Genomic DNA, 22892 nt, shown 5'->3' with positions numbered 1-22892 from the left:
ATAGCTTTTTATACTGTAGTCCTTATGAACAGTTGGTTAATTATAGGGGTTCTGGCCCTTTACATCCTCATTCTATTCGTTTGCGCCTTCTTTGGTGAGAAGCATGCGAGTCGATTAAGCACGCGCGGCAGGATGCTTCTCTTTAGTCTAACATTGGGCGTATATTGCTCATCTTGGACGTTTTATGGAGCAACAGGTGCTGCAGTACGTGAGGGGATTATTTTCCTGCCGATTTATTTAGGACCTTTATTATTTGTCTGGCTGGGTTATGACATTTGGCGCCGTTTAGGCCGCGTTCGACAACATCATGCGATTTCTTCGATTGCCGACTTTGTCGCAGCACGTTATGGTAAAAGTGGAACATTAGCGTCCTTAGTGACTATCTTAGCTGTAATCGCCATCATTCCTTACTTAGCACTACAATTACGCGCCATTGCGCTTAGCGCTTCCGTCATGCTCGATCACAATACCCAAGTGGTCTCCACCACCACCAATGGTGTGCTTGGTCTTACCGCTGTATTGGCGATCTTGGCCATGATGTTTGGCACAAGACAAATTGCCAATACCGAACAACATGGCGGTTTAATGCTTGCAGTTGCTTTTGAATCATTTGTAAAACTTTTTGCCCTGCTCTGCGTGGCATTTTTCTTTATTTTTGATCATCCACAAAATATTGTACAAATCTCACAGGATGTGCAAAAAACTTTTCATGAAGTACAACTGTTTGGTGTGCCAGATACCTTCTGGGTTCAAACATTACTCGCTTCATTGGCGATTATCTGTTTACCGCGTCAGTTCCATGTGGCCGTGGTTGAATTACGCGATGAAAAACATATTCGTGGCGCAAGACGGTGGTTTGCGGCATATTTGATTCTGACCATTATTGCCATTATTCCAATCGCCAGTTGGGCACTGCATGCAGCACCTAAGTATCTGACCATTCCTGATGTTGCAGTACTCTCTTTACCGATTAGTTATAACCAAGACTGGTTATCTTTACTGGCATTTTTAGGCGGTTTTTCAGCATCAACAGGTATGCTATTAGTCTCTTCTGTGGCACTGTCCATCATGCTCAGTAATGACTTGATTATGCCTTCTCTATGGAAGTTTGGCATTCTTTCTCGTCATGACAAACGCTTACCACAGGTACTTAAATTTACCCGTCGTGTGTGTATTTTAGCGGTAATGTTACTCGGATTTTTATTCTTCCACTTCTTTAATGATATTGACCAATTATCTACCTTCGGACTATTGGCTTTTAGTGCGGTTGCACAATTTTCACCGGCTTTAATTGGTGGTTTATACTGGCGTGGCGGAAGTCGCCAAGGGGTTTATGCAGGCTTGGTTGTAGGCTTTATCCTTTGGTCATATACCTTATTATTGCCAACGATTTTACGTAGCTTACCTGTTGAATATAGCCAGTTTGCACATCAATTTTTGATGTTTGGACCTTTAAATATTGAATGGTTAAGACCAGAAGCCTTATTTGGTTTTGAATCTTTTGCCCCGCTTACCCATGGTGTAATCTGGGCACTTGGTTTAAATATTACCTTATATATTTGGGTCTCTCGTATTTATCGTCCTAGTATTGCTGAACAAATACAGGCAGAAAGCTTTTTCTATTATGAAACCAAGCCCTTACCTGCACAAAATACCTCTACCGATATTAATTATTTACACCATGATGTCGCTAAACTTAAAGTTGGTGATCTGATTGCACTAGCCAAACGGATTACTGGTGAAGGGCCAGCAACCCATGCCTTTCAGCAATTTTGTACCATGAACAATGTGGTGCTCAATGAAAATAGCAGTGCCAATGGGATGTGGTGGCGGTTCACTGAACAATACCTCGCAGGCACAATCGGGGCAGCCTCTGCACGGACATTGCTCACCACGGCTATGGTCAATAATGGCTTGGCATTGGGCCAAGTGGCAAATATTCTCGACCAAGCGTCACAATGGCAACGCTTTAACCAAAATCTTATCATGACCATGATTGACCACATGACCCAAGGCGTGAGTGTGGTTGATGAAAACATGTGTTTGGTCGCGTGGAACAATCAATATTTAAAGCTGTTTGATTATCCAAAAGATTTAGTCTATGTCGGCTGCCCAATTGCCGATTTGATTCGTTATAACGCAGAGCGTGGCGAATGTGGTCCAGGCTCGGTAGAAGAACATGTACGTAAGCGAATTCATTGGATGAAAGTTGGTAGCGCACATGAGTTTGAACGGATTCGTAAAGATGGTCGTGTGATTCAAATGCGTGGTAATCCCATTGAAGGTGGTGGTTTTGTTACGACCTTTGCAGACATTACTGCATTCCGTGAAAATGAAGCGGTACTTGAAGCACGCGTGTCTGATCGTACCCAACAGCTTGCAAATGCCTTATCTGAACAACAACTGGCACGTGAGCAAGCCGACAAAGCCAATATGTCAAAAAGTCGCTTTATTGCAGCAGCCAGTCACGATTTACTTCAACCGATGCATGCAGCACGCTTATTCAGTACTGCTTTAGAACAAAGCGTACAATCGGATGAAGATCGTAAAACCTTACAACAACTTGATCGTGCCTTACATGGTGCCGAAAGCATGTTGTCTGCCCTTTTGGATATTGCACGGCTGGAAGGTGGTTCAATCCAACCGAAACGCCAAGCTTATCCACTGCATGATTTATTAAGTGATTTAGAACTGCAATTTAAATCAATCGCCGCACAACGTAATATCCAATTGCGTGTCCATGATGCTCAATTCTGGATTGATACCGACCCACAATGGATCCGTCGTATCATCCAAAACTTTGTCAGCAATGCCTTACGTTATACTGCTCGTGGACGTGTGATTGTTGGTGTATTACGCGCGTCTAATCGGCCAAATCATATCCGTATCGGTGTCTGGGATACCGGCCCAGGGATTGCAGAAGAACAACGCATTAAGCTGTTTCAAGAATTTGAGCGTTGTGGACATACCTCACCATGGGGTGAGCAAGGTCTAGGACTTGGTCTGGCAATCGTCCAACGTATGACCAGTTTGCTTGATTATCCTGTGCATGTTTACTCCGAACTAGGTAAAGGCTCATGCTTTATGATTGATGTGCCAATGGTAGCAGCACCTAAACTGGTTTCATCACCTGTACAAGCGGTACCATTAAAAGCCAAAGCCTATAAAATCTTGTGTTTGGACAATGATGATACGATTTTGGAGGGTATGGCAACGCTACTGACCAAATGGGGTTATCAAGTCTTTAAAGCCACTGAACCTGAACAAGCTTTGGAAATTATTCAAAAAGAAAATATTCAAGTCTGGTTGGTTGATCAGCATTTAAATCACGGCAAAATTGGCTTAGATTTTATTGTCGAAAACCGTCAGGAAAATGTTCCTTCAGCACTGATTACTGCAGATTCTGATCCTGAATTACCAGAGCGTGTTAAAGACCTCAATGTGGTGTTGTTGAAGAAACCATTGAAGCCCGCTTCTCTACGTACATGGTTATCTGGCTTGAAGATTTCTAAATAATCTTCTACTACGTTCAACCCTTTTCAGTTTATTGATCACGTTCTTCTTTAATGTTTTGAAACATTTACAACCTCTAGACCATTGCGTTCTAGAGGTTTTGTAACGCAATTTTTTAAGTGGAATAGCAATTTTTTTTAAGCTTTGTGCAAAAGCATTCAAAAAAAAGCAAAACTCGAACCCATTTATTGACTAAAAACTTCAAAGCCTTCTTTTCTATGGCAAATAACATCAAAATAGTAAATATACACTTGTATAGTTAGTTACAATTTTCTATTTATATGATTTTAAAAAATAAAAAACTACTTTTCACCCTGTCTACAACTTTAGTCGTATTCCTATTGCATCTCAGATAAATCAAAAATTACTTCAAGACAAAACTACGCTCATGTTTAGGAAAACAAAAACAGCGTTTGAATTCAATTTTAAATAGGATTTTTAACCATGAATATTTCAGAAACTGTTCCACATGGGCTACACCAAGCTCAACAATTTCATCGTCAATATGGTGCAAATGCAATCCTGCCTGAAATTGATTGGCAAGATCTGTTTAAACACAGCAAACTCCACGACACACAAATACAAGCACTCAACACGATTTATCAAGCAGCTGTGCCTTTAGCACTTCAAGTGTTTGAGGAATTAAAATTTGATGTATTTACCCCTGTTGCTTATCATCCTCAAGGCTTAGGTCTGTTTGATAAATTAGCGCAACAAGAAGAAAAACTGGTTCAACGTCTCGAAGATGAATGCGAATGCTTAAATGATGAAGTTCGTCATCAAGTGTGGAGCATGTTACTGCGTGGCGGTGCGGTACTGGTCTTTAAAGCATGGTTAGGTAAAGTAAAAACCGGTGAAAATATCTTAGATATGACCCAATTTGATGAATTATCAGATTTGCTTTTTATCAAAACCTCACCAACAACATTGGCAGCTCGTTTAAAAATCGATGCACATGCGGATTACGACCATGTTTTCCTGATGTATGGCAATGATGTGTTCCTAGACCGTTTTAATAGCTTAGAAGCAGCTGCTTTATTTGTAGATTTAGGTGTTTATGATGCAGCATTCTTAAGCCTACGTGATGACCGAGTTGCAGATTACCTAAAATCTAAAGGCTATGTCACCCATGAACAAATTGAAGATTTAAAATGTGCTTTAAATCCATTGGGCTGCCCTGATCAAGTTTCGAAACAAGACTGTTTAGCTTAATCCTCATGCTTGAATGATGTATAAAGAAAGCCAGTCAATTGACTGGCTTTCTGCGATTTAGCTTAAAGATTACTTCGCACTTTAAAATAATAATATCTGCTCAGCTAATTTAAGGTATGTACTGGTGCTTTACCCTCAATAAAAAGTCAGGTATTTCACTTAATATTGATCAGTTTAAGTTTTAATCCTCCCCAGCCCTCCTTTTAAAAAGGAGGGCGTTTTCCCTTGCTAAGATTAATTTAGCTTCGGGTCGTGGAGGCTAAGCATTTTATCGTGTATTAATACAATGCTTTAGGCAATTTAATCTGAATAATTTCATTATCATCCGCACGCTTTGCATTTCGTCCTGATGAACCTGGAAAGTTATTGTCATTTAAAACAGTTAAGGTATTTTTATTTTCAATAATCACATCTTCAATGGTTTCAAATGGAAAAGCAAAAGTTGTTGCTGTACCAATATCTCCATCTCGCGCTGTCCCATATAAATTATTCGGGTTGGCGATATTCATAAGATCAACTAAGTCAGAACGTTTTACCGCTTTACCAGAATCCCCTAATTCAATTTGAATCAGCTTCTTATAACCATCTAACTTGTTTTGACTCGCATCACGCTCAATGATAATGCCAGACTTATCATCAAACATTTGGAAGTCACCAATATTGGTCGCCTTGGCATTTAAGGTAAAATAATAATATCGCCCAGTATACGCTTTCTTCTTCACATCAAATTGTGAGATAAGCAACTGTTGTGTGGTCTCGCCTTTTAACGGTTTTTCTAACAAAGGATATAAATATTGACCATCCTTAGACAATGCCATTCCTTCAAAGCCACCGCTTTGCTGAACCAAAGGCTCTACATAATTTATGTTGGCTTTATTGAATTGATTTTGCGGAGAACGCAATTCCACACCAGCTTTCAATGGATGAGGTAATGCAATCGGCGCATCAAGCAGTATTCCATCTTTATCAAAATGCAGTAAATATGGTCCAAACTCATCCCCAATCCAATAAGTACCATCCGCAGTACGTTGAATCGATTCAGGATCAAAATCCGCCCCAGTGAGTAAACGATCTGTGCTGTTTTGATTGATGATTGAAAATGGTATTAATTTATTGGGATCACGAAGCTGAATAAAGCTCATCACTTGAACTTTTGCAGATCCTGCCGATTTCGTCCGAAAATCAGGTTTTACTTGATAAACACGGAGTAAAAAGTCAGATGAATTGTCTTGTGTACCAAAGCCATTGTCTGCCATGACCATATAAGTGCCATCACCGTTCTTTACAGCACCCGAAAAGCCTTGAACTGGCTGACCTTTAAAAGGTGGGAATATGCCATTGGCGCCCTTTACAAAGGCACCTGAGTTTGGACCAGCTGCATAAGTTTCGACATCAAGTTTGGCAAATGAAACCAAGGTCGGTACAGTGACAGATGGTTCAAATGAGAAATCATTGTCATCATCATTGCATGCGGTTAAAGCCAATACGCCTAACGCTAAAACAGAATAAGCAATTTTTTTCATAAAGGTCTTTTTTATTGATTTAAATGAGCTTTATTAGAAACCAATAGCATGACATTTTGAGGTCATTTCAATGACAATATTGCGTCAGTTTGATGATACGTAGTATGCTTCACGCAGCATATACTCCACCTTATAAGTGCGCATCAGCTGAATTAACATATTGAATTTAAATAATATTATCAACGGAGTAATCTATTCCATCTACTTTGATTCATATTAGGTTGAGCTAGACTTGAATATCGAAACCCAAATCCACATCACAGGCAGCTTGACCACCACGGATTCCCCAATTTTCAGCGGGAATTTCTCTTAATAAAATTTTGATATGATCTTTGGGAATCCCTAATACAGATAGATTCTCTACAATACTGCGATACAAATTTCGCTTGGTATCCAGTGTACGCCCAGCAAAACAATCAATACGAATCAGGGTAAATTTTTCAGGATAAAGCTTATTCGGTGGACATTGAAAGCGATGTGGTTCATGTACCAATAAACGAATATCACGATCATATTCAGGAATTTTAAAAGCGCTCACCAATGCTTGATGAACTGCATCGATTAAGTCCACTTCTTGTGCTACAGAATATTGATATCTAATTTCAATTGTAGTTGCTGGCATTATTGTTCTCGATTTATATTATTTTAAATCGAGAGAATAGCATAATTTATAGACAATCCTAACAATTCAGCTGCTTCCACATCTTTTCAATAATATAATAATCCATTGAATTAAATTAATTTTTTACTTAGGTAACAATCTTAATAGCCCCGCATTTTTCCCATCCTCCAAAACCCAAATCGAACCATTATGGGCGGGATGGATATCTCGAATGCGTTGCTGCATGTTTAAACGCTGTACCTCACGAACAGGCTTCGATTCAGTATCAACTACAATAATCGCCTCTGAAGATAACCCACCAATCAAGGCTTTATGATTCCATTTCGGGAATAATTCATCTTGATAAAAGACCAAACTGGAGGGTGATATTACTGGTGTCCAACTGATTTCTGGCGCCTTAAATTCAGGACGCGTCGCATGATCTGGAATCGATTTTCCTGAATAATGATCACCATTGGAAACAATCGGATAACCATAATTTTCGCCCTTCTTAATCAGATTTAACTCATCTCCTCCTTTAGGCCCCATTTCAACCACCCACAATTGATCCTTCGCATCAAAAGCCATACCTAATGGGTTACGATGACCCAACGACCACACTTGTTTTGCGATCTCACCTTGTTGAGTAAATGGATGATCTGCAACAACAGTACCATCATCATTCAGTCTTAAAACTTTTCCTAAGTTTGAATTCATATCTTGAGCAGGATCAAATTTTTGGCGTTCACCAGAACTAATCCAGAGCTTGCCATCCTTTGCAAAAATCATTCGATGTGCATAATGCCCTTGCCCTGAAACCTTAGGAACTTGTTCCCATATTCTTTTTATATTGCGGATTTGAGGATTTTTTTCTTGTAGATTTAATTCACCACGAATCACAACCGCACCATATCCCCCTTTTCCTGTTTCGGCATAACTTAAATAAATTTGATGATTGTTTGCAAAATCAGGATGTAGAACAATATCGCCCAAGCCCCCTTGCCCACCATAAGCCACTTCGGGAACTCCTAAAATTTCTATACTTTTTAATGTGGAAGGATCAAACAGTTTTAACTTCCCTTTCCTTTCGCTAATCAGTAAACGACCATCAGCCAACTCAGCCATTGCCCAAGGTTCATCAAATGTCGCTACTTTTTGGATCTGATAGCTCTGGTTAATCAAAGAATTAGCCGTAGTGGTTTGATTATTTTGAGCATTACATGCACTCAACAAGCTACAGCTGAGCAATAGGGGTAAATAGATTAAGCACTGTCGAAAAGCCTTCATTTTAGATTCCCTCAATATTGTTATGACTTATCGATTTATTTTAAACAAAAGTATCCATCTCACCATTTCATATTGGTAACTGAGCGAATTGGGTCTTAATTTTTAATTGGATCATCTTGTAAGCTTTAACCTACAACAATCGCAGTGATTAGCGAATATACTGACTTAGGCATTGCGCTTATGATAGCAAACATAAAGAGACAGGAAGTCTCATTGAGAATAAGAAAACACACAGGACGTGAGATTCGACAGGAGTCAAATCTAACACACCAATACGAAGAAAACCCCATCAGGATGATGGGGTTTTCTTTTTACATCTACAAAAATCTATTTATTTTCAGTTGCTTATGCACTTAAATTCTTCTACAGATTTCTTTTCATTTCGCTAATAAACACCACACATAAAAAAACACCCCGCTCTCGTTAAAGATCGGGGTGTTTTAGATTTAAAAGCTGGCGATGACTTACTCTCACATGGGTAACCCCACACTACCATCAGCGCTAAGAGGTTTCACTTCTGAGTTCGGGAAGGGATCAGGTGGTTCACTCTTGCTATTGTCGCCAGCAAACTGTTATGGACTTGTTCGGGTCTTATTTAAATGCCTTACTTCGTACCAAATGAGTTTAACAGAACATTTGAGTTGATTTTAACATAAAGCATAGCTTTATGTCTTGCGCTCGGACAAACATAATTAATGTTTGTTTATTCCTCGCTCATGTAACTAGCTTTACAACTAAATCAAGTATGTTTGATCTTTTATGAATCAAATGATGCTTCATATACAACTGCTTGGGTGTTGTATAGTCAAGCCTCACGAGCAATTAGTATTGGTCAGCTTCATGCGTCACCGCACTTCCACATCCAACCTATCAACGTCGTAGTCTTCAACGGCTCTTTAGAGGACATAAAGTCCTAGGGAAATCTTATCTTGAGGTAGGCTTCCCGCTTAGATGCTTTCAGCGGTTATCCCTTCCGAACATAGCTACCCGGCGATGCGACTGGCGTCACAACCGGTACACCAGAGGTTCGTCCACTCTGGTCCTCTCGTACTAGGAGCAGATCCTCTCAAATTTCCAACGCCCACGGTAGATAGGGACCGAACTGTCTCACGACGTTCTAAACCCAGCTCGCGTACCTCTTTAAATGGCGAACAGCCATACCCTTGGGACCTGCTTCAGCCCCAGGATGAGATGAGCCGACATCGAGGTGCCAAACACCGCCGTCGATATGAACTCTTGGGCGGTATCAGCCTGTTATCCCCAGAGTACCTTTTATCCGTTGAGCGATGGCCCTTCCATACAGAACCACCGGATCACTAAGACCTACTTTCGTACCTGCTCGACTTGTGGGTCTCGCAGTTAAGCGCGCTTTTGCCTTTATACTCTACGCGTGATTTCCGACCACGCTGAGCGCACCTTCGTACTCCTCCGTTACTCTTTAGGAGGAGACCGCCCCAGTCAAACTACCCACCAGACATGGTCCTCGTCCCGGATAACGGGACAGAGTTAGAACCTCAATATTACCAGGGTGGTATTTCAAGGATGGCTCCATAGCAACTGGCGTCACTACTTCAAAGCCTCCCACCTATCCTACACAAGTAAGATCAAAGTTCAATGTCAAGCTGCAGTAAAGGTTCACGGGGTCTTTCCGTCTAGCCGCGGGTACACCGCATCTTCACGGCGATTTCGATTTCACTGAGCCTCTGCTGGAGACAGCGCCCCCATCATTATGCCATTCGTGCAGGTCGGAACTTACCCGACAAGGAATTTCGCTACCTTAGGACCGTTATAGTTACGGCCGCCGTTTACTGGGGCTTCGATCAAGAGCTTCGCTTACGCTAACCCCATCAATTAACCTTCCAGCACCGGGCAGGCATCACACCCTATACGTCCACTTTCGTGTTTGCAGAGTGCTATGTTTTTAATAAACAGTTGCAGGGGCCTGGTTTCTGTGGCTGCCAATAGCTCAAGGAGCAAGTCCTATCACCGTCAGCAGCGTACCTTCTCCCGAAGTTACGGTACCATTTTGCCTAGTTCCTTCAGCAGAGTTCTCTCAAGCGCTTTGGTCTACTCGACCTGACCACCTGTGTCGGTTTAGGGTACGATTCCTGTGTAACTGAAGCTTAGAGACTTTTCCTGGAAGCATAGTATCAGCCACTTCGCTAGTAAACTAGCTTGCTATCAGCTCTCAGCATAGAGCACCCCGGATTTGCCTAAGATGCATGCCTACTGCCTTTCACCTGGACAACCAACGCCAGGCTGACTTAACTTTCTCCGTCCTCTCATCGCATTACACAGAAGTATTGGAATATTAACCAATTTCCCATCGACTACGCCTCTCGGCCTCGCCTTAGGGGTCGACTCACCCAGCCCCGATTAACGTTGGACTGGAACCCTTGGTCTTTCAGCGAACGGGTTTTTCACCCGTTTTGTCGTTACTCACGTCAGCATTCGCACTTCTGATACCTCCAGCATACTTCTCAATACACCTTCATCGGCTTACAGAACGCTCCCCTACCACGTGCACATAGTGCACATCCGCAGCTTCGGCATATAGTTTTAGCCCCGTTACATCTTCCGCGCAGGCCGACTCGACTAGTGAGCTATTACGCTTTCTTTAAAGGGTGGCTGCTTCTAAGCCAACCTCCTAGCTGTCTATGCCTTCCCACATCGTTTCCCACTTAACTATAATTTGGGGGCCTTAGCTGGCGGTCTGGATTGTTTTCCTCTTGACTACGGACGTTAGCACCCGCAGTCTGTCTCCCGGATAGTACTCATAGGTATTCGGAGTTTGCATCGGTTTGGTAAGTCGGGATGACCCCCTAGCCGAAACAGTGCTCTACCCCCTATGGTATTCGTCCGAGGCGCTACCTAAATAGCTTTCGGGGAGAACCAGCTATCACCGAGTTTGATTAGCCTTTCACCCCTATCCACAAGTCATCCCCTGGCTTTTCAACGACAGTGGGTTCGGTCCTCCAGTTAGTGTTACCCAACCTTCAACCTGCTCATGGATAGATCACCCGGTTTCGGGTCTATACCCAGCAACTAAACGCCCTATTAAGACTCGATTTCTCTACGGCTCCCCTATACGGTTAACCTTGCTACTGAATATAAGTCGCTGACCCATTATACAAAAGGTACGCAGTCACCGAACAAGTCGGCTCCCACTGCTTGTATGCATGCGGTTTCAGGATCTATTTCACTCCCCTCACAGGGGTTCTTTTCGCCTTTCCCTCACGGTACTGGTTCACTATCGGTCAGTCAGGAGTATTTAGCCTTGGAGGATGGTCCCCCCATATTCAGACAAGGTTTCACGTGCCTCGCCCTACTCGTCATCATTATATGTGCCCTTTCGTGTACGGGACTATCACCCTCTACGGTAGCACTTCCCAGAGCTTTCCGCTAAAACACATATAACTTAATGGGCTGATCCCCGTTCGCTCGCCGCTACTGAGGGAATCTCAATTGATTTCTTTTCCTAAGGGTACTGAGATGTTTCACTTCCCCTCGTTCGCCTCGCATGACTATGTATTCATCATGCGATACCTACCTTATGGTAAGTGGGTTTCCCCATTCAGAAATCTCCGGATCACAGGATATTTGCCGCCTCCCCGAAGCTTATCGCAGGCTATTACGTCTTTCATCGCCTCTGACTGCCAAGGCATCCACCACATGCACTTAATTACTTGACTATACAACCCCAAACAGTCGTTAATCCCTACAAGGAGGATCAACAATGTGAACTTAATCACTTCTATTTGTTGCCTGTGAACTTAATCACCATACAGCTTCAATTTAATTCATATACCAAAACGCTTGATTCAGTTTTATCGCTAGTGCTCATTTCATTCAACATTAACAATTACTTGCTAACATCAACTAAAACGAGTTTAAACAATTATTTCAACTCAAATATATTCTGTTAATGATTCACTACCGCCTCGTCAGCGAGTAGTTAACTGTGATAAATCACAGAAGTTAATAAACTCAATGTTCATTAAATTCTATAATCAATCTTATCTTTCAAATGGGTGCCTGCGCGAAGCATAGCTTCTTGCTTAAATTTTCGGACAAAGCGTTGCTTTGTTTTTCCTCAAATTTGGTGGAGACTAACGGAGTCGAACCGTTGACCTCCTGCGTGCAAAGCAGGCGCTCTACCAACTAAGCTAAGTCCCCAGCTTAAGATCTTAATATATCTGCTCTTCTGTGTTCAGTAGACTTGGTGGGTCTGACAAGACTTGAACTTGTGACCCCACGCTTATCAAGCGTGTGCTCTAACCAACTGAGCTACAGACCCTCAGATACATCAATGAAGAACAACTTGTTGTGGATTCTTACCAATCGTCAATCTTTCGTTAAGGAGGTGATCCAGCCGCAGGTTCCCCTACGGCTACCTTGTTACGACTTCACCCCAGTCATCGGCCACACCGTGGTAAGCGTCCTCCTTACGGTTAGACTACCTACTTCTGGTGCAACAAACTCCCATGGTGTGACGGGCGGTGTGTACAAGGCCCGGGAACGTATTCACCGCGGCATTCTGATCCGCGATTACTAGCGATTCCGACTTCATGGAGTCGAGTTGCAGACTCCAATCCGGACTACGATCGGCTTTTTGAGATTAGCATCCTATCGCTAGGTAGCAACCCTTTGTACCGACCATTGTAGCACGTGTGTAGCCCTGGTCGTAAGGGCCATGATGACTTGACGTCGTCCCCGCCTTCCTCCAGTTTGTCACTGGCAGTATCCTTAAAGTTCCCACCCGAAGTGCTGGCAAATAAGGAAAAGGGTTGCGCTCGTTGCGGGACTTAACCCAACATCTCACGACACGAGCTGACGACAGCCATGCAGCACCTGTATGTAAGTTCCCGAAGGCACCAATCCATCTCTGGAAAGTTCTTACTATGTCAAGACCAGGTAAGGTTCTTCGCGTTGCATCGAATTAAACCACATGCTCCACCGCTTGTGCGGGCCCCCGTCAATTCATTTGAGTTTTAGTCTTGCGACCGTACTCCCCAGGCGGTCTACTTATCGCGTTAGCTGCGCCACTAAAGCCTCAAAGGCCCCAACGGCTAGTAGACATCGTTTACGGCATGGACTACCAGGGTATCTAATCCTGTTTGCTCCCCATGCTTTCGTACCTCAGCGTCAGTATTAGGCCAGATGGCTGCCTTCGCCATCGGTATTCCTCCAGATCTCTACGCATTTCACCGCTACACCTGGAATTCTACCATCCTCTCCCATACTCTAGCTTCCCAGTATCGAATGCAATTCCCAAGTTAAGCTCGGGGATTTCACATCCGACTTAAAAAGCCGCCTACGCACGCTTTACGCCCAGTAAATCCGATTAACGCTCGCACCCTCTGTATTACCGCGGCTGCTGGCACAGAGTTAGCCGGTGCTTATTCTGCGAGTAACGTCCACTCTTCTTGGGTATTAACCAAGAGAGCCTCCTCCTCGCTTAAAGTGCTTTACAACCATAAGGCCTTCTTCACACACGCGGCATGGCTGGATCAGGGTTCCCCCCATTGTCCAATATTCCCCACTGCTGCCTCCCGTAGGAGTCTGGGCCGTGTCTCAGTCCCAGTGTGGCGGATCATCCTCTCAGACCCGCTACAGATCGTCGCCTTGGTAGGCCTTTACCCCACCAACTAGCTAATCCGACTTAGGCTCATCTATTAACGCAAGGTCACAAGTGATCCCCTGCTTTCCCCCGTAGGGCGTATGCGGTATTAGCATCCCTTTCGAGATGTTGTCCCCCATTAATAGGCAGATTCCTAAGTATTACTCACCCGTCCGCCGCTAGGTCAGTTACCGAAGCAACATCCCCCGCTCGACTTGCATGTGTTAAGCCTGCCGCCAGCGTTCAATCTGAGCCATGATCAAACTCTTCAGTTAAAAATCATTAGTGACTTAAGGTCACAATTCTGGCTCATCAATGTACTGACAAATTCTCTCAAATAAACTTCGAGTAATTTAAACCAATCAATCAATGATAATATTTCGATCAATCAATCAGTAAAAATCCACACAAGTTGTTCTTCATATTCTCTTAATGATCTTCTCAATGCTTCGTCAGCATCAAGCTAGGTCGGCTATACTACTCTCTATCTCTAAAAAGTCAATCAATAATGTTAATTATTTTTTCTAACAAACCCAACTCAAATCTCATCTTAAAATCTCAATTCGAAATCTTAACAACTTAATCAAGTGCCTGATTTATCAGAAGTTTTATTTAACATCACCGCCGATGGATGTGCATTCTACAGCATTCCTTACCCAACACAACCCCTTTTTTTAATTATTTTTCATTTTATCTATCACTTGCTTATTTATTCTTCTAAAACAGCACTTTTTCTTTAAAAATCTGCTTTTTTGCATAAAAACACAGCAATAAAAAACCAATACCCCCATCATACATTTGCTAAAACAAGTAAAACGGCCTCTTGTATGCCCTTAGCATTGTTATAAATGCAATTTAATAGAGATACGGCGATTAAAATCTATATAAGGAGATAGATCAGTTTTATCATTGAATAGAAGCATCGAACGATTCCCGATAAAGAGATCAATATCTTGTCCTAACTCAAACAATACTTAGACTCGCTAAAACCAACGCTATAAAACTCACTCTATAAAACCAACTCTATAAAATCGGGTTCTATAAAACCAAGCGTTATTTGTATTTGGATGTATGTCTATATCAGTCGAGTACAATCTATGGATCCCTACCACCATTAAAGACTATCTTAAAGCGGATTAGGGCTGGCGCCTTGCTCTAGATAAGCCAAGATCATCAAAGTTAATTCTTTTTTTAGCTGCTGTTCTGAAATTAGAAAATTATTATGACTGACATAACGCATCATGGTAAAAAGCGTACTATTGATAATCACAAAGGATTTATTTTTAAGTACTTCAAAACTCCAATGATTAAAAAAACGGCTAAACACATACAATCCCACTTCATAGAAATGCTTTTCTAGTACTTTTGCCGCTTCTGAGTTGTTATAGCCATGCCAATGTTTAAGCACTTCAATAAAAAAGCCACCATCGGCTTTCATCATGTCAAAACCGAATTGAAGACTAAGTGGAATGATTTCTTCTAAGCTCAATTCTTCTTGGCTAATCGCAATCTGTTTCAACGCAAGCCCCAGCTGCTCACTTTTACGACTTAAAAGCTCCTGAATAATTTCTTCTTTATTGCCAAAATACTGATAGATAGAACCAACACTGACACCTGATTTTTCTGAAATTTTGGGTGTAGTGACGTTGATTAAGCCATATTCAGCAACACATAATTGAGTTGCTTCTAAGATACTATCTACGACATTCCGAGCACGTTGTTGTTGTGGTTGTTTTCTCATCTTGCTGTTCACTCCAAAATGCGAATTGAATGCGAATAATTATTCATATTAGAGTTTGACTAAACAATAATCAGGTCGCGCTCAAAATGCAAACATTAATTAAGCCCCAACGCCTTGCCTCATTTGAGACCATGGCACGAACAAATATGAAGTCTAAGCTTTTTTATTATTTTACAGACCAGCAGTTACAACCCAGTTATGACGAATATCTTTCACTCAATCGTGCCTTACAGACTGGTGATATCGCGATGGACAAAGTTATGGATTGGGTGATGACCAATCCGAGACAAAATAGAAAACTTTTTGAAACAGCCTTGTATCAAGGTTTGGATAAACTTCCCAATGTAATCCCTGAATTAACTGATTTTTTTAAAATGGTTGAACAAGCACCGACTTGGCTCGATCCAGCTAAAATTGAAACTGCGATCAAATTTACCCATCGGTTAGGGACAAATGGTACTTTTATTTTACGCGATGTGGCTTTAATGACGGGTTATCAATACCCTGGTTTTAATCAACCGTTAATTATGACAGGTGCTTTACATAAATACGCGGGAAAACGCTTAGCTGAAACCCACAAATGGTGGCTTGATGTCAATCAACAAGAGAGCTTCTCTCGTTTTAACAATGGTTTTACTTCAACCATTTATGTGCGTTTTATTCATTCGTTGGTACGGCATCAACTCAATAAATCCAAAGACTGGGATAACGATATTTGGGGAGCACCGATCAACCAATACGATCAAGCCATGACCAACATTGCATTTAGTGCGGTGTTACTTCTCGGTGTCAGAGCCATTGGCATTTTTCCAAGCAAGACCGAATCAGAAGCCATCATGCATTTTTGGAAATATACGGGCTGGTTAATGGGAGTAGATGAAAAATGGCTAGTCAGCAAAGAGTCTGACGCATGGAAACTACTGCAATGGATGAATTATGCCCACCCTAAGGCCGACGAAAGTAGCAAAGCTTTAGCCATCAGCTTATCCAAAGAGCCTTTTGAACGACACTACAAACACTTCAATTCTTTTTTGCAGAAAAAAGCCTATCAAAATCACTTGGATATTACCCAGTTTTTTATTGGGCAACGTAAAATGAAAAACCTAGGACTCAAGCCACGTACTTTGGCTTGGTATCCGCTTTATTTAATTGCAAAAAATACCCTGCTCTACCGTAGTGCTAAGCATATCGACAAACTGGATCAATATTTACAACAGAATGGTCGTGCAGAACAAGAATATGCACTTGAGCTTTATCAAAATGCGGGGAAACAATTAGCGAGTATGCATCAGTAAGATCTACTGTCCAAACGTACTTCATCATTAAAAAAAACACAAAAAAATAAAGGGAAGCCAATTGGCCTCCCTTTGTTTTACATTACATGACTTCGCGTCACATTACCCATTGATCAATGAGAATGCTTTGCTTCGGAAGCTGAATGATCCATGTTTGGCATACTTTCATGACTCATCTTAGACATATCATGTTGCTGAGCTGCATTCTGTTTTTGGCTTGGCATATAGTCAGGCTCGTTGGTAATCGCCAAATAGAAGATTCCCATAAAAATACAGCTTAAAATAATTGCGATAATCAGCAATTTCCATCCCCAAAACGATTTTTCAGGTGACAACTTATTACTGTCATTACTCATAGAACATCCTCATATTTCTGTAAAAATTCAGTTTTAAATCAATTAAAATTTCATGCTAATACGAGCCCAATAATTACGCCCTGTATTATTAAATTGTTGAGTACCGACTTGACCATCCGCACCTACACCCAATTTGTTTAAATGCTCGGTATAGGTTTTATCTAAGACATTGTCGACACCAACAGCAAGATTTAGATCTTTTTGAATGTTATATGACGCATTCAATGCCAAGGTGGTAAAGCTTTTACTTTCACCAGTGTCATAACCGACAATATTACCTTGATTTAAGCTAATACGATCTTGTTTCGCCACAGCACGCCATAATAAACCTAAAGAATATTTATCTTGAACATAACGTAAATTCAAACGACCTTCTAAAGGTGCAATTTGCGGTAATGGTTTATGCGTATCGGTATTTTCGCCCCATGCATACATTGCACTTAAATCCGCTTGAATCGCATCAGTAAATTGATAACCGATCCCCGCTTCAGCACCCGCGATAGTTGCATCGACATTTTTTGCCCCAGCACTGAATGAAGAACCGTGATCATGCCCACCCATTCCAGCTTTTGGATGATTATGATAACTCAATAAAATAAAGTCATTAATCAGCCCTGCATATGCTGATGTCCATACACTCAATGCATCATGTTGGTATTGATAACCGAGATCCAACTGTAAAGTTTTTTCAGTGTTTAAATCATTAAACGTCGGTTTAGACATACCAGTATTACCATGTGCAGTACTGAATAGCTCCCAATAATCTGGAACACGTTCCACATAACCTAAACCAATATAAGATTTGGCATTATGCTCAGGATATTGATTTTCTAAACGAATAAATGCACTTGGTAAAGTTTCTTTACGTTGATCATTCAGTTTTAATGCATCAATTTTAACTTGATCAATTCGTGCACCTGTCACCAACTTATAAGCATCATTAAATTGATAGGTCATTTCTCCGAAAGCACCATAAGATTGGAAGCGCATATCCTCTCTAAATGCAACATTCATGGATGGCATGGTGGGTGATGACATACTGCCACCATGTTTGTTCAGCTGAGAATCCACCCCAGTAATTAAACTGAGCTTATCCCATTCACTGGTCATGGCTAAACGACTATTTAAAGTACGGCGTGTCACCTGCATTGCCATTGGATTCGACACCATTTGATGTGTATTCATATCATGTGTCATTGGTGGTGTACGTAAACTAAAGTTATCCATAATATGGTCGTTATAACTATAGTTCACTTGCCCTTCGAGCTTTTTAATCACAGGGCTTAAATTCTTCTTTTCAACACGTAAGCCTAGGCTTTCACGTGCAAATTGAGAACCATCCATGGTTCGGCCTGCGTATTCAGCCTCACCATCGGCTTTACCACCCGTCAGTTCAACCCATGTATCTTCATCGGGTGTCCAGCCTAATGCTAAATCGGTATTCCAGCGCTCCCAAGAAGAAGGCACTTTATTACCATCACCATCCTCATAGCTGTTTGACTCAGAACGATTGGCATTGATACGCATATATTTTTTACTGTCACCTACAGCAGCTTCAATGTTGTGATCCAAACGTCCAAAAGAACCGACTAAAACACTGGCTTGACCTTGATAATTTTTATCATCTGTTAAGGTTGGTTTTTGACGTTCAAAAATCACCGTGGCTGCTGAACCTGTATTGGCATATTGAACCGTCTGAGGTCCCTTTACCACCGAAATACGGTCAAAACTTTCAGGTTGAATATATGACGTAGGTGCATCCATGCGTGCAGGGCATGCACCTAGATTTTCGGTACCATCTGTTAAAATTTTAATCCGTGAACCAAACATGCCGCGGAATGTGACATCTCCATTGGTTCCACCGCTTTTAATCGAATTAAAGCCTGCAATACTTTGCAAATAATCAGCACCATCTGTGGCAGGTACAGGTTGAATCGGTTGTTTTGGATCAGCATGAATAATCAAACCATTGGCATCATTATTTAACTGTGCTGTAACCACGATTGGAGCAAGTTGAGATGTATGTTCCTGATCATGTGCAAACGTCGCTGTAGAATAACAAGCAACACAAACCGCAGCCGCTAAAGGCTGTAAAAAGAATTGAGGTTGAACCATTTTCTTTCTCTTAAATCATAAATTAAACAAGGCTGGAGTCAATGAAGACCCTAAAAATTAAGTTTTTGATTTATGCGAAAAGTGGCGGGGCTCGACCTTGGGGAAGTAAAAACAAACGTTGCAATACAAAATAGACATGTCGAAATGCTTTTTGAAATGCAACCAGTCGCACTTGAATACGATCTAATATTTCTTTGACTTCAAGTTCAGGAGGTAAAACCAGATTGCCATAGACTGTACAGTATTGGCACTGGTGACCCGCATCATGGTGATGTGAACTTGGTTGCTCTGGCGCTGCATGCTCAGCATGGGCCAACAGATGCTCATGACTGGCAGCTTCATGTGCAGAAGATGCAGATTGATGTTGATGATGGGTGCTATGTTGATGATGGGTGCTATGTTGATGCTTTTCGTAGAAATGACTTTGTACTAAAGCTTGAGTAATAGTTTCACAGACCGGCGCAATTTGATATTGCTTCGGTAGCAAAGGCTGTAAAAATACAGCAATCTGTAAAAAAACTGCGGTAAAACCGAGCAGTAAACCTATTCTCAACAAAACGTTCGTCTCAACATTTTTCGAGCCAGAGTATAACAAAGCCCAAACAAAATTGGGCTTTGTATTGCAGGAAAATTTTAAAAGTTTTTAAAATTCAACTAACTCAGATCAACGTTTTGCTGGAACTTTTTGCTTTTCACGCTGACGAACCACTTTTTCCACTTTTTCACGCGCACGTTGACGCTTTAAAGGGGATAAGTAATCCACAAATAATTTACCGTTTAAGTGATCCATTTCATGTTGAATACATACCGCCAATAGATCATCCGCTTCGACTTCAAAAGCTTGACCTTCAAGGTTAATTGCTTCAATTTTAACTCGTGACGGACGCTCAACTTTATCGTATATTTGAGGAACAGAAAGACAGCCTTCCTCATAAGATAAGGTTTCTTCTGTAAGCGGTGTTATTTTGGGGTTAATGAACACCATAGGTTGGTCTTTGTCTTCAGACAGATCCATTACGATAAGCTGAATATGCTGATCGACCTGTGTAGCAGCCAGACCAATACCTGGCGCTTCATACATGGTTTCAAACATGTCTGCTGCTAACTGGCGAATTTCATCAGTTACCACATCGACAGGTTTTGCAATGGTGCGTAAACGGGGATCAGGAAAACTTAAAATAGGTAATAAGGCCATACTGTACCCTCTGTTGCTATGCCATTGATCTTAAAACTAAATGAAGAATATGCTTCATTAAAAAAATGTGTGTAATATGCGTATTATAACGCATATAGAGACATAATTTTAGGAATTATGATAATGAAAAAGGTTTTAACTGGCATAACGAACTTTCATGCCAAGGGGTTCAAGAAACAATTACTTGCTGTCACACTATGTTTAAGTGCAGGATTCACTTACATGGAAATCACACACGCAAGTCCAAACACCAATCCGCCCGCACTTAAATCCAGTGCACCCAATGTCTATGTGGTGAAACGTGGTGATACTTTATGGGATATTGCAGGGAAATTTTTAAGCAAGCCTTGGCGCTGGCCTGAAATCTGGGCAAGCAATAAGCATGTTAAAAATCCACATTGGATTTATCCTGGCGATAAATTATTGTTGTGTACTTTAGATGGTCGCCCACTGATTGGTGTAGATGAAGGTGATGGTTGTGATGGAATTATTCGTCGTCATCAAGGTGGGACATCTTTACGCCCTCAAATACGCGTTGAATCCTTAAATAATGCGATTTCAGTGATTCCATTATCAGATATTCAACCATGGTTAGAACACAGTATTGTGGTCAATCCTGAATCTTTACAGAACATCCCTTATACCATCGGCGCTGCTGATAATCGTGTGATTACGGGTGCAGGACAAACCGTTTATGCGCGTGGAAATGGCTTAGTCGTGGGTCAACGTTATGGGATCTATCGTGAAGGCAAACCTTATACTTTCCTCAATGCTGAAGGCAAAAAGTTTAATGCGGGCATGGAGTTAACTGAGGTTGCTTCTGCAACTGCGGCGGCTGGTGAAAATGATGTCACCACCCTTGAGTTAACCAAAAGTTATAATGCTGAAGTGCGTAAAGGCGACTATGTCCTACCAAGCTATGATGCCGAATTGCCAAGTTTGTTCTATCCAACCACCACCAATGAAGTCACCAATGGCGGTAAAGTGGTTCGTGTACAAGGTTCAATTGGTACAGCAGCGCAATATAGTGTAGTCACCATTGACCGTGGGAGCTTACAAGGTGCTAAACCTGGACAGGTCTTTAGTATTTACCAACAAGGTGAAACAGTCCGTGACCCAAAAACCAAAGAGTCTGTGAAATTACCAAGTCAAAAAATTGGTACGCTGATGATCTTTAAGAGTTTTGATCACCTCAGCTATGCCTATATTTTGGAAAGTAATTTACCAATTAAAATGGGTGCTGAAATTAAACCGCCTGCAATTGCAGATAACTAAGTTTTTCATGATGTGATTTAAATATGTTGAAGCAGATATCCAATGACCAATATGATGCCATCAGACTTTGGTATTTGGTTCAACATTCGCTCAGCGCTTTTCGTAAATTAGAAACACACTTTGGTTCTATCACAAAAGCGCTGCAAGCTGAAAATTTAAACCGCTGGTCTGAAGCCAAAATTCATAAAAACCATCTTGAAAGAGCCAGTGAATTTTTCACTGCGCTTGGGCAATCCAAATTTCAAGTTTGCTTCGATAAAATTCAACAACATACAGATTTTATTCTTTTAGATACCGACCCTCATTATCCTCAACAACTGTTACCTTATCCTAATCATCCGCCAATTCTATTTGGTAAAGGTGCATTTCAGAATCTAAGTCAACCGCAAATCGCCATCGTGGGTAGCCGAAAGCCTAGTCCGCATGGCAAACAAGTGGCTTATGATTTTGCTTACTATTTGAGTGAAAAGGGCTTTTTTATTACCAGTGGCCTAGCACTGGGAATTGATGCCGCTGCACATATGGGTGGGCTAAAACACCATCGAACCATCGCGGTGATCGGCACAGGCTTAGATCTGGTTTATCCTAGTCAAAATAAACAGTTACAAGAACAAATTTTGCAGCATGCAGGAACAATCCTGACTGAATACCTACCAGAAACTCAGCCTATTCAGCGCAATTTCCCCTATCGAAATCGAATAGTCAGTGGTTTGAGCTTAGGTGTTGTTGTCGCAGAAGCCCAACTTGGTAGTGGTTCACTGATTACTGCACAAGCTGCCGCAGAACAAGGTAAAGTGATTTTTGCAATTCCGGGACATATTTATGGAGAGCATCATCAAGGATGTCATCAGCTCATTCGTGAAGGGGCCATTCTGGTTGATCATCCAGAACAGATTGTTGAAGATTTAGCACTTCCCACCCAATGGCATTGCGCACAACAGTCTGAATCACGCTCCCCAATGCCAGAAATTCCCGAACATTTATTTAAGCTATATCAGTTGCTGGATTGGATTGGGCAAGACTTAGATACGCTTGCTCAAAGCGCAAATTTAGACATTGCACAACTCACAAGCGATCTTATGGAATTAGAACTTTTGGGTCACTGTATTCAACAATCTGGGCTGTACTTACGTTGCCGAGTCAGTTATTAAGGTTCACA

At 41.6% G+C, this 22892-nt stretch carries 13 protein-coding genes, 2 tRNA genes and 3 rRNA genes; 5 read left to right on the top strand and 13 right to left on the bottom strand.

Annotated elements, in window-relative coordinates:
* The first annotated feature begins 24 nt into the window (after positions 1-24).
* Together L3V46_RS00925 and L3V46_RS00920 are read left to right on the top strand one after the other, a co-directional pair.
* A complete protein-coding gene (locus L3V46_RS00925; RefSeq protein WP_239044717.1) occupies positions 25-3516 on the top strand; it encodes a PAS domain-containing hybrid sensor histidine kinase/response regulator in 3492 nt (1163 codons plus the stop codon).
* A gap of 441 nt (positions 3517-3957) precedes the next feature.
* On the top strand, positions 3958-4725 hold the full coding sequence (locus L3V46_RS00920; RefSeq protein ID WP_034612732.1) for a hypothetical protein: 768 nt from the start codon (positions 3958-3960) through the stop codon (positions 4723-4725).
* Between the two features lie 278 nt (positions 4726-5003).
* Here the strand turns inward: L3V46_RS00920 and L3V46_RS00915 are convergent, their stop codons facing one another.
* The 9 genes from L3V46_RS00915 to L3V46_RS00875 form a co-directional block, all read right to left on the bottom strand.
* Positions 5004-6248, bottom strand: coding sequence for an esterase-like activity of phytase family protein (locus tag L3V46_RS00915; RefSeq protein WP_151803310.1), 1245 nt, complete (start codon positions 6246-6248; stop codon positions 5004-5006).
* A gap of 226 nt (positions 6249-6474) precedes the next feature.
* Entirely contained in the window at positions 6475-6870 is a 396-nt protein-coding gene (locus tag L3V46_RS00910; RefSeq protein WP_239044716.1) for a tautomerase family protein, read from the bottom strand.
* 123 nt (positions 6871-6993) lie between these two features.
* Positions 6994-8136, bottom strand: a complete 1143-nt coding sequence (locus L3V46_RS00905; protein WP_239044715.1) for a PQQ-dependent sugar dehydrogenase — start codon at positions 8134-8136, stop codon at positions 6994-6996.
* 451 nt (positions 8137-8587) lie between these two features.
* Positions 8588-8702: ribosomal RNA gene (rrf, locus tag L3V46_RS00900) — 5S ribosomal RNA — on the bottom strand.
* Between the two features lie 235 nt (positions 8703-8937).
* Positions 8938-11828 (bottom strand): 23S ribosomal RNA (locus L3V46_RS00895).
* 408 nt (positions 11829-12236) lie between these two features.
* Positions 12237-12312 (bottom strand) — tRNA-Ala (locus tag L3V46_RS00890).
* A 44-nt stretch (positions 12313-12356) separates the two neighbouring features.
* A tRNA-Ile gene (locus tag L3V46_RS00885) sits at positions 12357-12433 on the bottom strand.
* A gap of 59 nt (positions 12434-12492) precedes the next feature.
* Positions 12493-14031 (bottom strand): 16S ribosomal RNA (locus L3V46_RS00880).
* Together the 16S, 23S and 5S rRNA genes with 2 tRNA genes alongside form the textbook arrangement of a ribosomal RNA operon.
* Before the next feature lie 851 nt (positions 14032-14882).
* The gene (locus L3V46_RS00875; protein WP_056518385.1) at positions 14883-15497 is read right to left on the bottom strand and encodes a TetR/AcrR family transcriptional regulator; all 615 of its coding nucleotides are present in this window, start codon (positions 15495-15497) and stop codon (positions 14883-14885) included.
* Between the two features lie 86 nt (positions 15498-15583).
* Between L3V46_RS00875 and L3V46_RS00870 the strand changes: the two genes are divergently transcribed.
* Positions 15584-16792, top strand: a complete 1209-nt coding sequence (locus L3V46_RS00870; RefSeq protein WP_239044714.1) for an oxygenase MpaB family protein — start codon at positions 15584-15586, stop codon at positions 16790-16792.
* A 113-nt stretch (positions 16793-16905) separates the two neighbouring features.
* Here L3V46_RS00870 and L3V46_RS00865 read toward each other — a convergent pair whose 3' ends face one another.
* The 4 genes from L3V46_RS00865 to def form a co-directional block, all read right to left on the bottom strand.
* The gene (locus L3V46_RS00865) at positions 16906-17148 is read right to left on the bottom strand and encodes a DUF4199 domain-containing protein (RefSeq protein ID WP_239044713.1); all 243 of its coding nucleotides are present in this window, start codon (positions 17146-17148) and stop codon (positions 16906-16908) included.
* A gap of 42 nt (positions 17149-17190) precedes the next feature.
* A complete protein-coding gene (locus tag L3V46_RS00860) occupies positions 17191-19263 on the bottom strand; it encodes a TonB-dependent copper receptor (RefSeq protein ID WP_239044712.1) in 2073 nt (690 codons plus the stop codon).
* Between the two features lie 70 nt (positions 19264-19333).
* Entirely contained in the window at positions 19334-19819 is a 486-nt protein-coding gene (locus L3V46_RS00855) for a DUF2946 domain-containing protein (RefSeq protein ID WP_239044711.1), read from the bottom strand.
* Between the two features lie 108 nt (positions 19820-19927).
* Complete coding sequence (gene def, locus L3V46_RS00850; protein WP_004723400.1) at positions 19928-20458, bottom strand: peptide deformylase; 531 nt, start codon at positions 20456-20458, stop codon at positions 19928-19930.
* 123 nt (positions 20459-20581) lie between these two features.
* Between def and L3V46_RS00845 the strand changes: the two genes are divergently transcribed.
* Entirely contained in the window at positions 20582-21733 is a 1152-nt protein-coding gene (locus tag L3V46_RS00845; RefSeq protein WP_004823724.1) for a LysM peptidoglycan-binding domain-containing protein, read from the top strand.
* A 23-nt stretch (positions 21734-21756) separates the two neighbouring features.
* Positions 21757-22884: a DNA-processing protein DprA gene (gene dprA, locus L3V46_RS00840; RefSeq protein WP_239044710.1), complete on the top strand. Its 1128-nt coding sequence runs from the start codon at positions 21757-21759 to the stop codon at positions 22882-22884.
* Positions 22885-22892: the final 8 nt, after the last annotated feature.

It is taken from the genome of Acinetobacter sp. AG3 (assembly GCF_022343575.1).
GTDB classification, from domain to species: Bacteria; Pseudomonadota; Gammaproteobacteria; order Pseudomonadales; family Moraxellaceae; genus Acinetobacter; species Acinetobacter guillouiae.
Note: the sequence above shows the minus strand (reverse complement) of the source record. Positions and strands in the feature narration are given on the sequence as shown.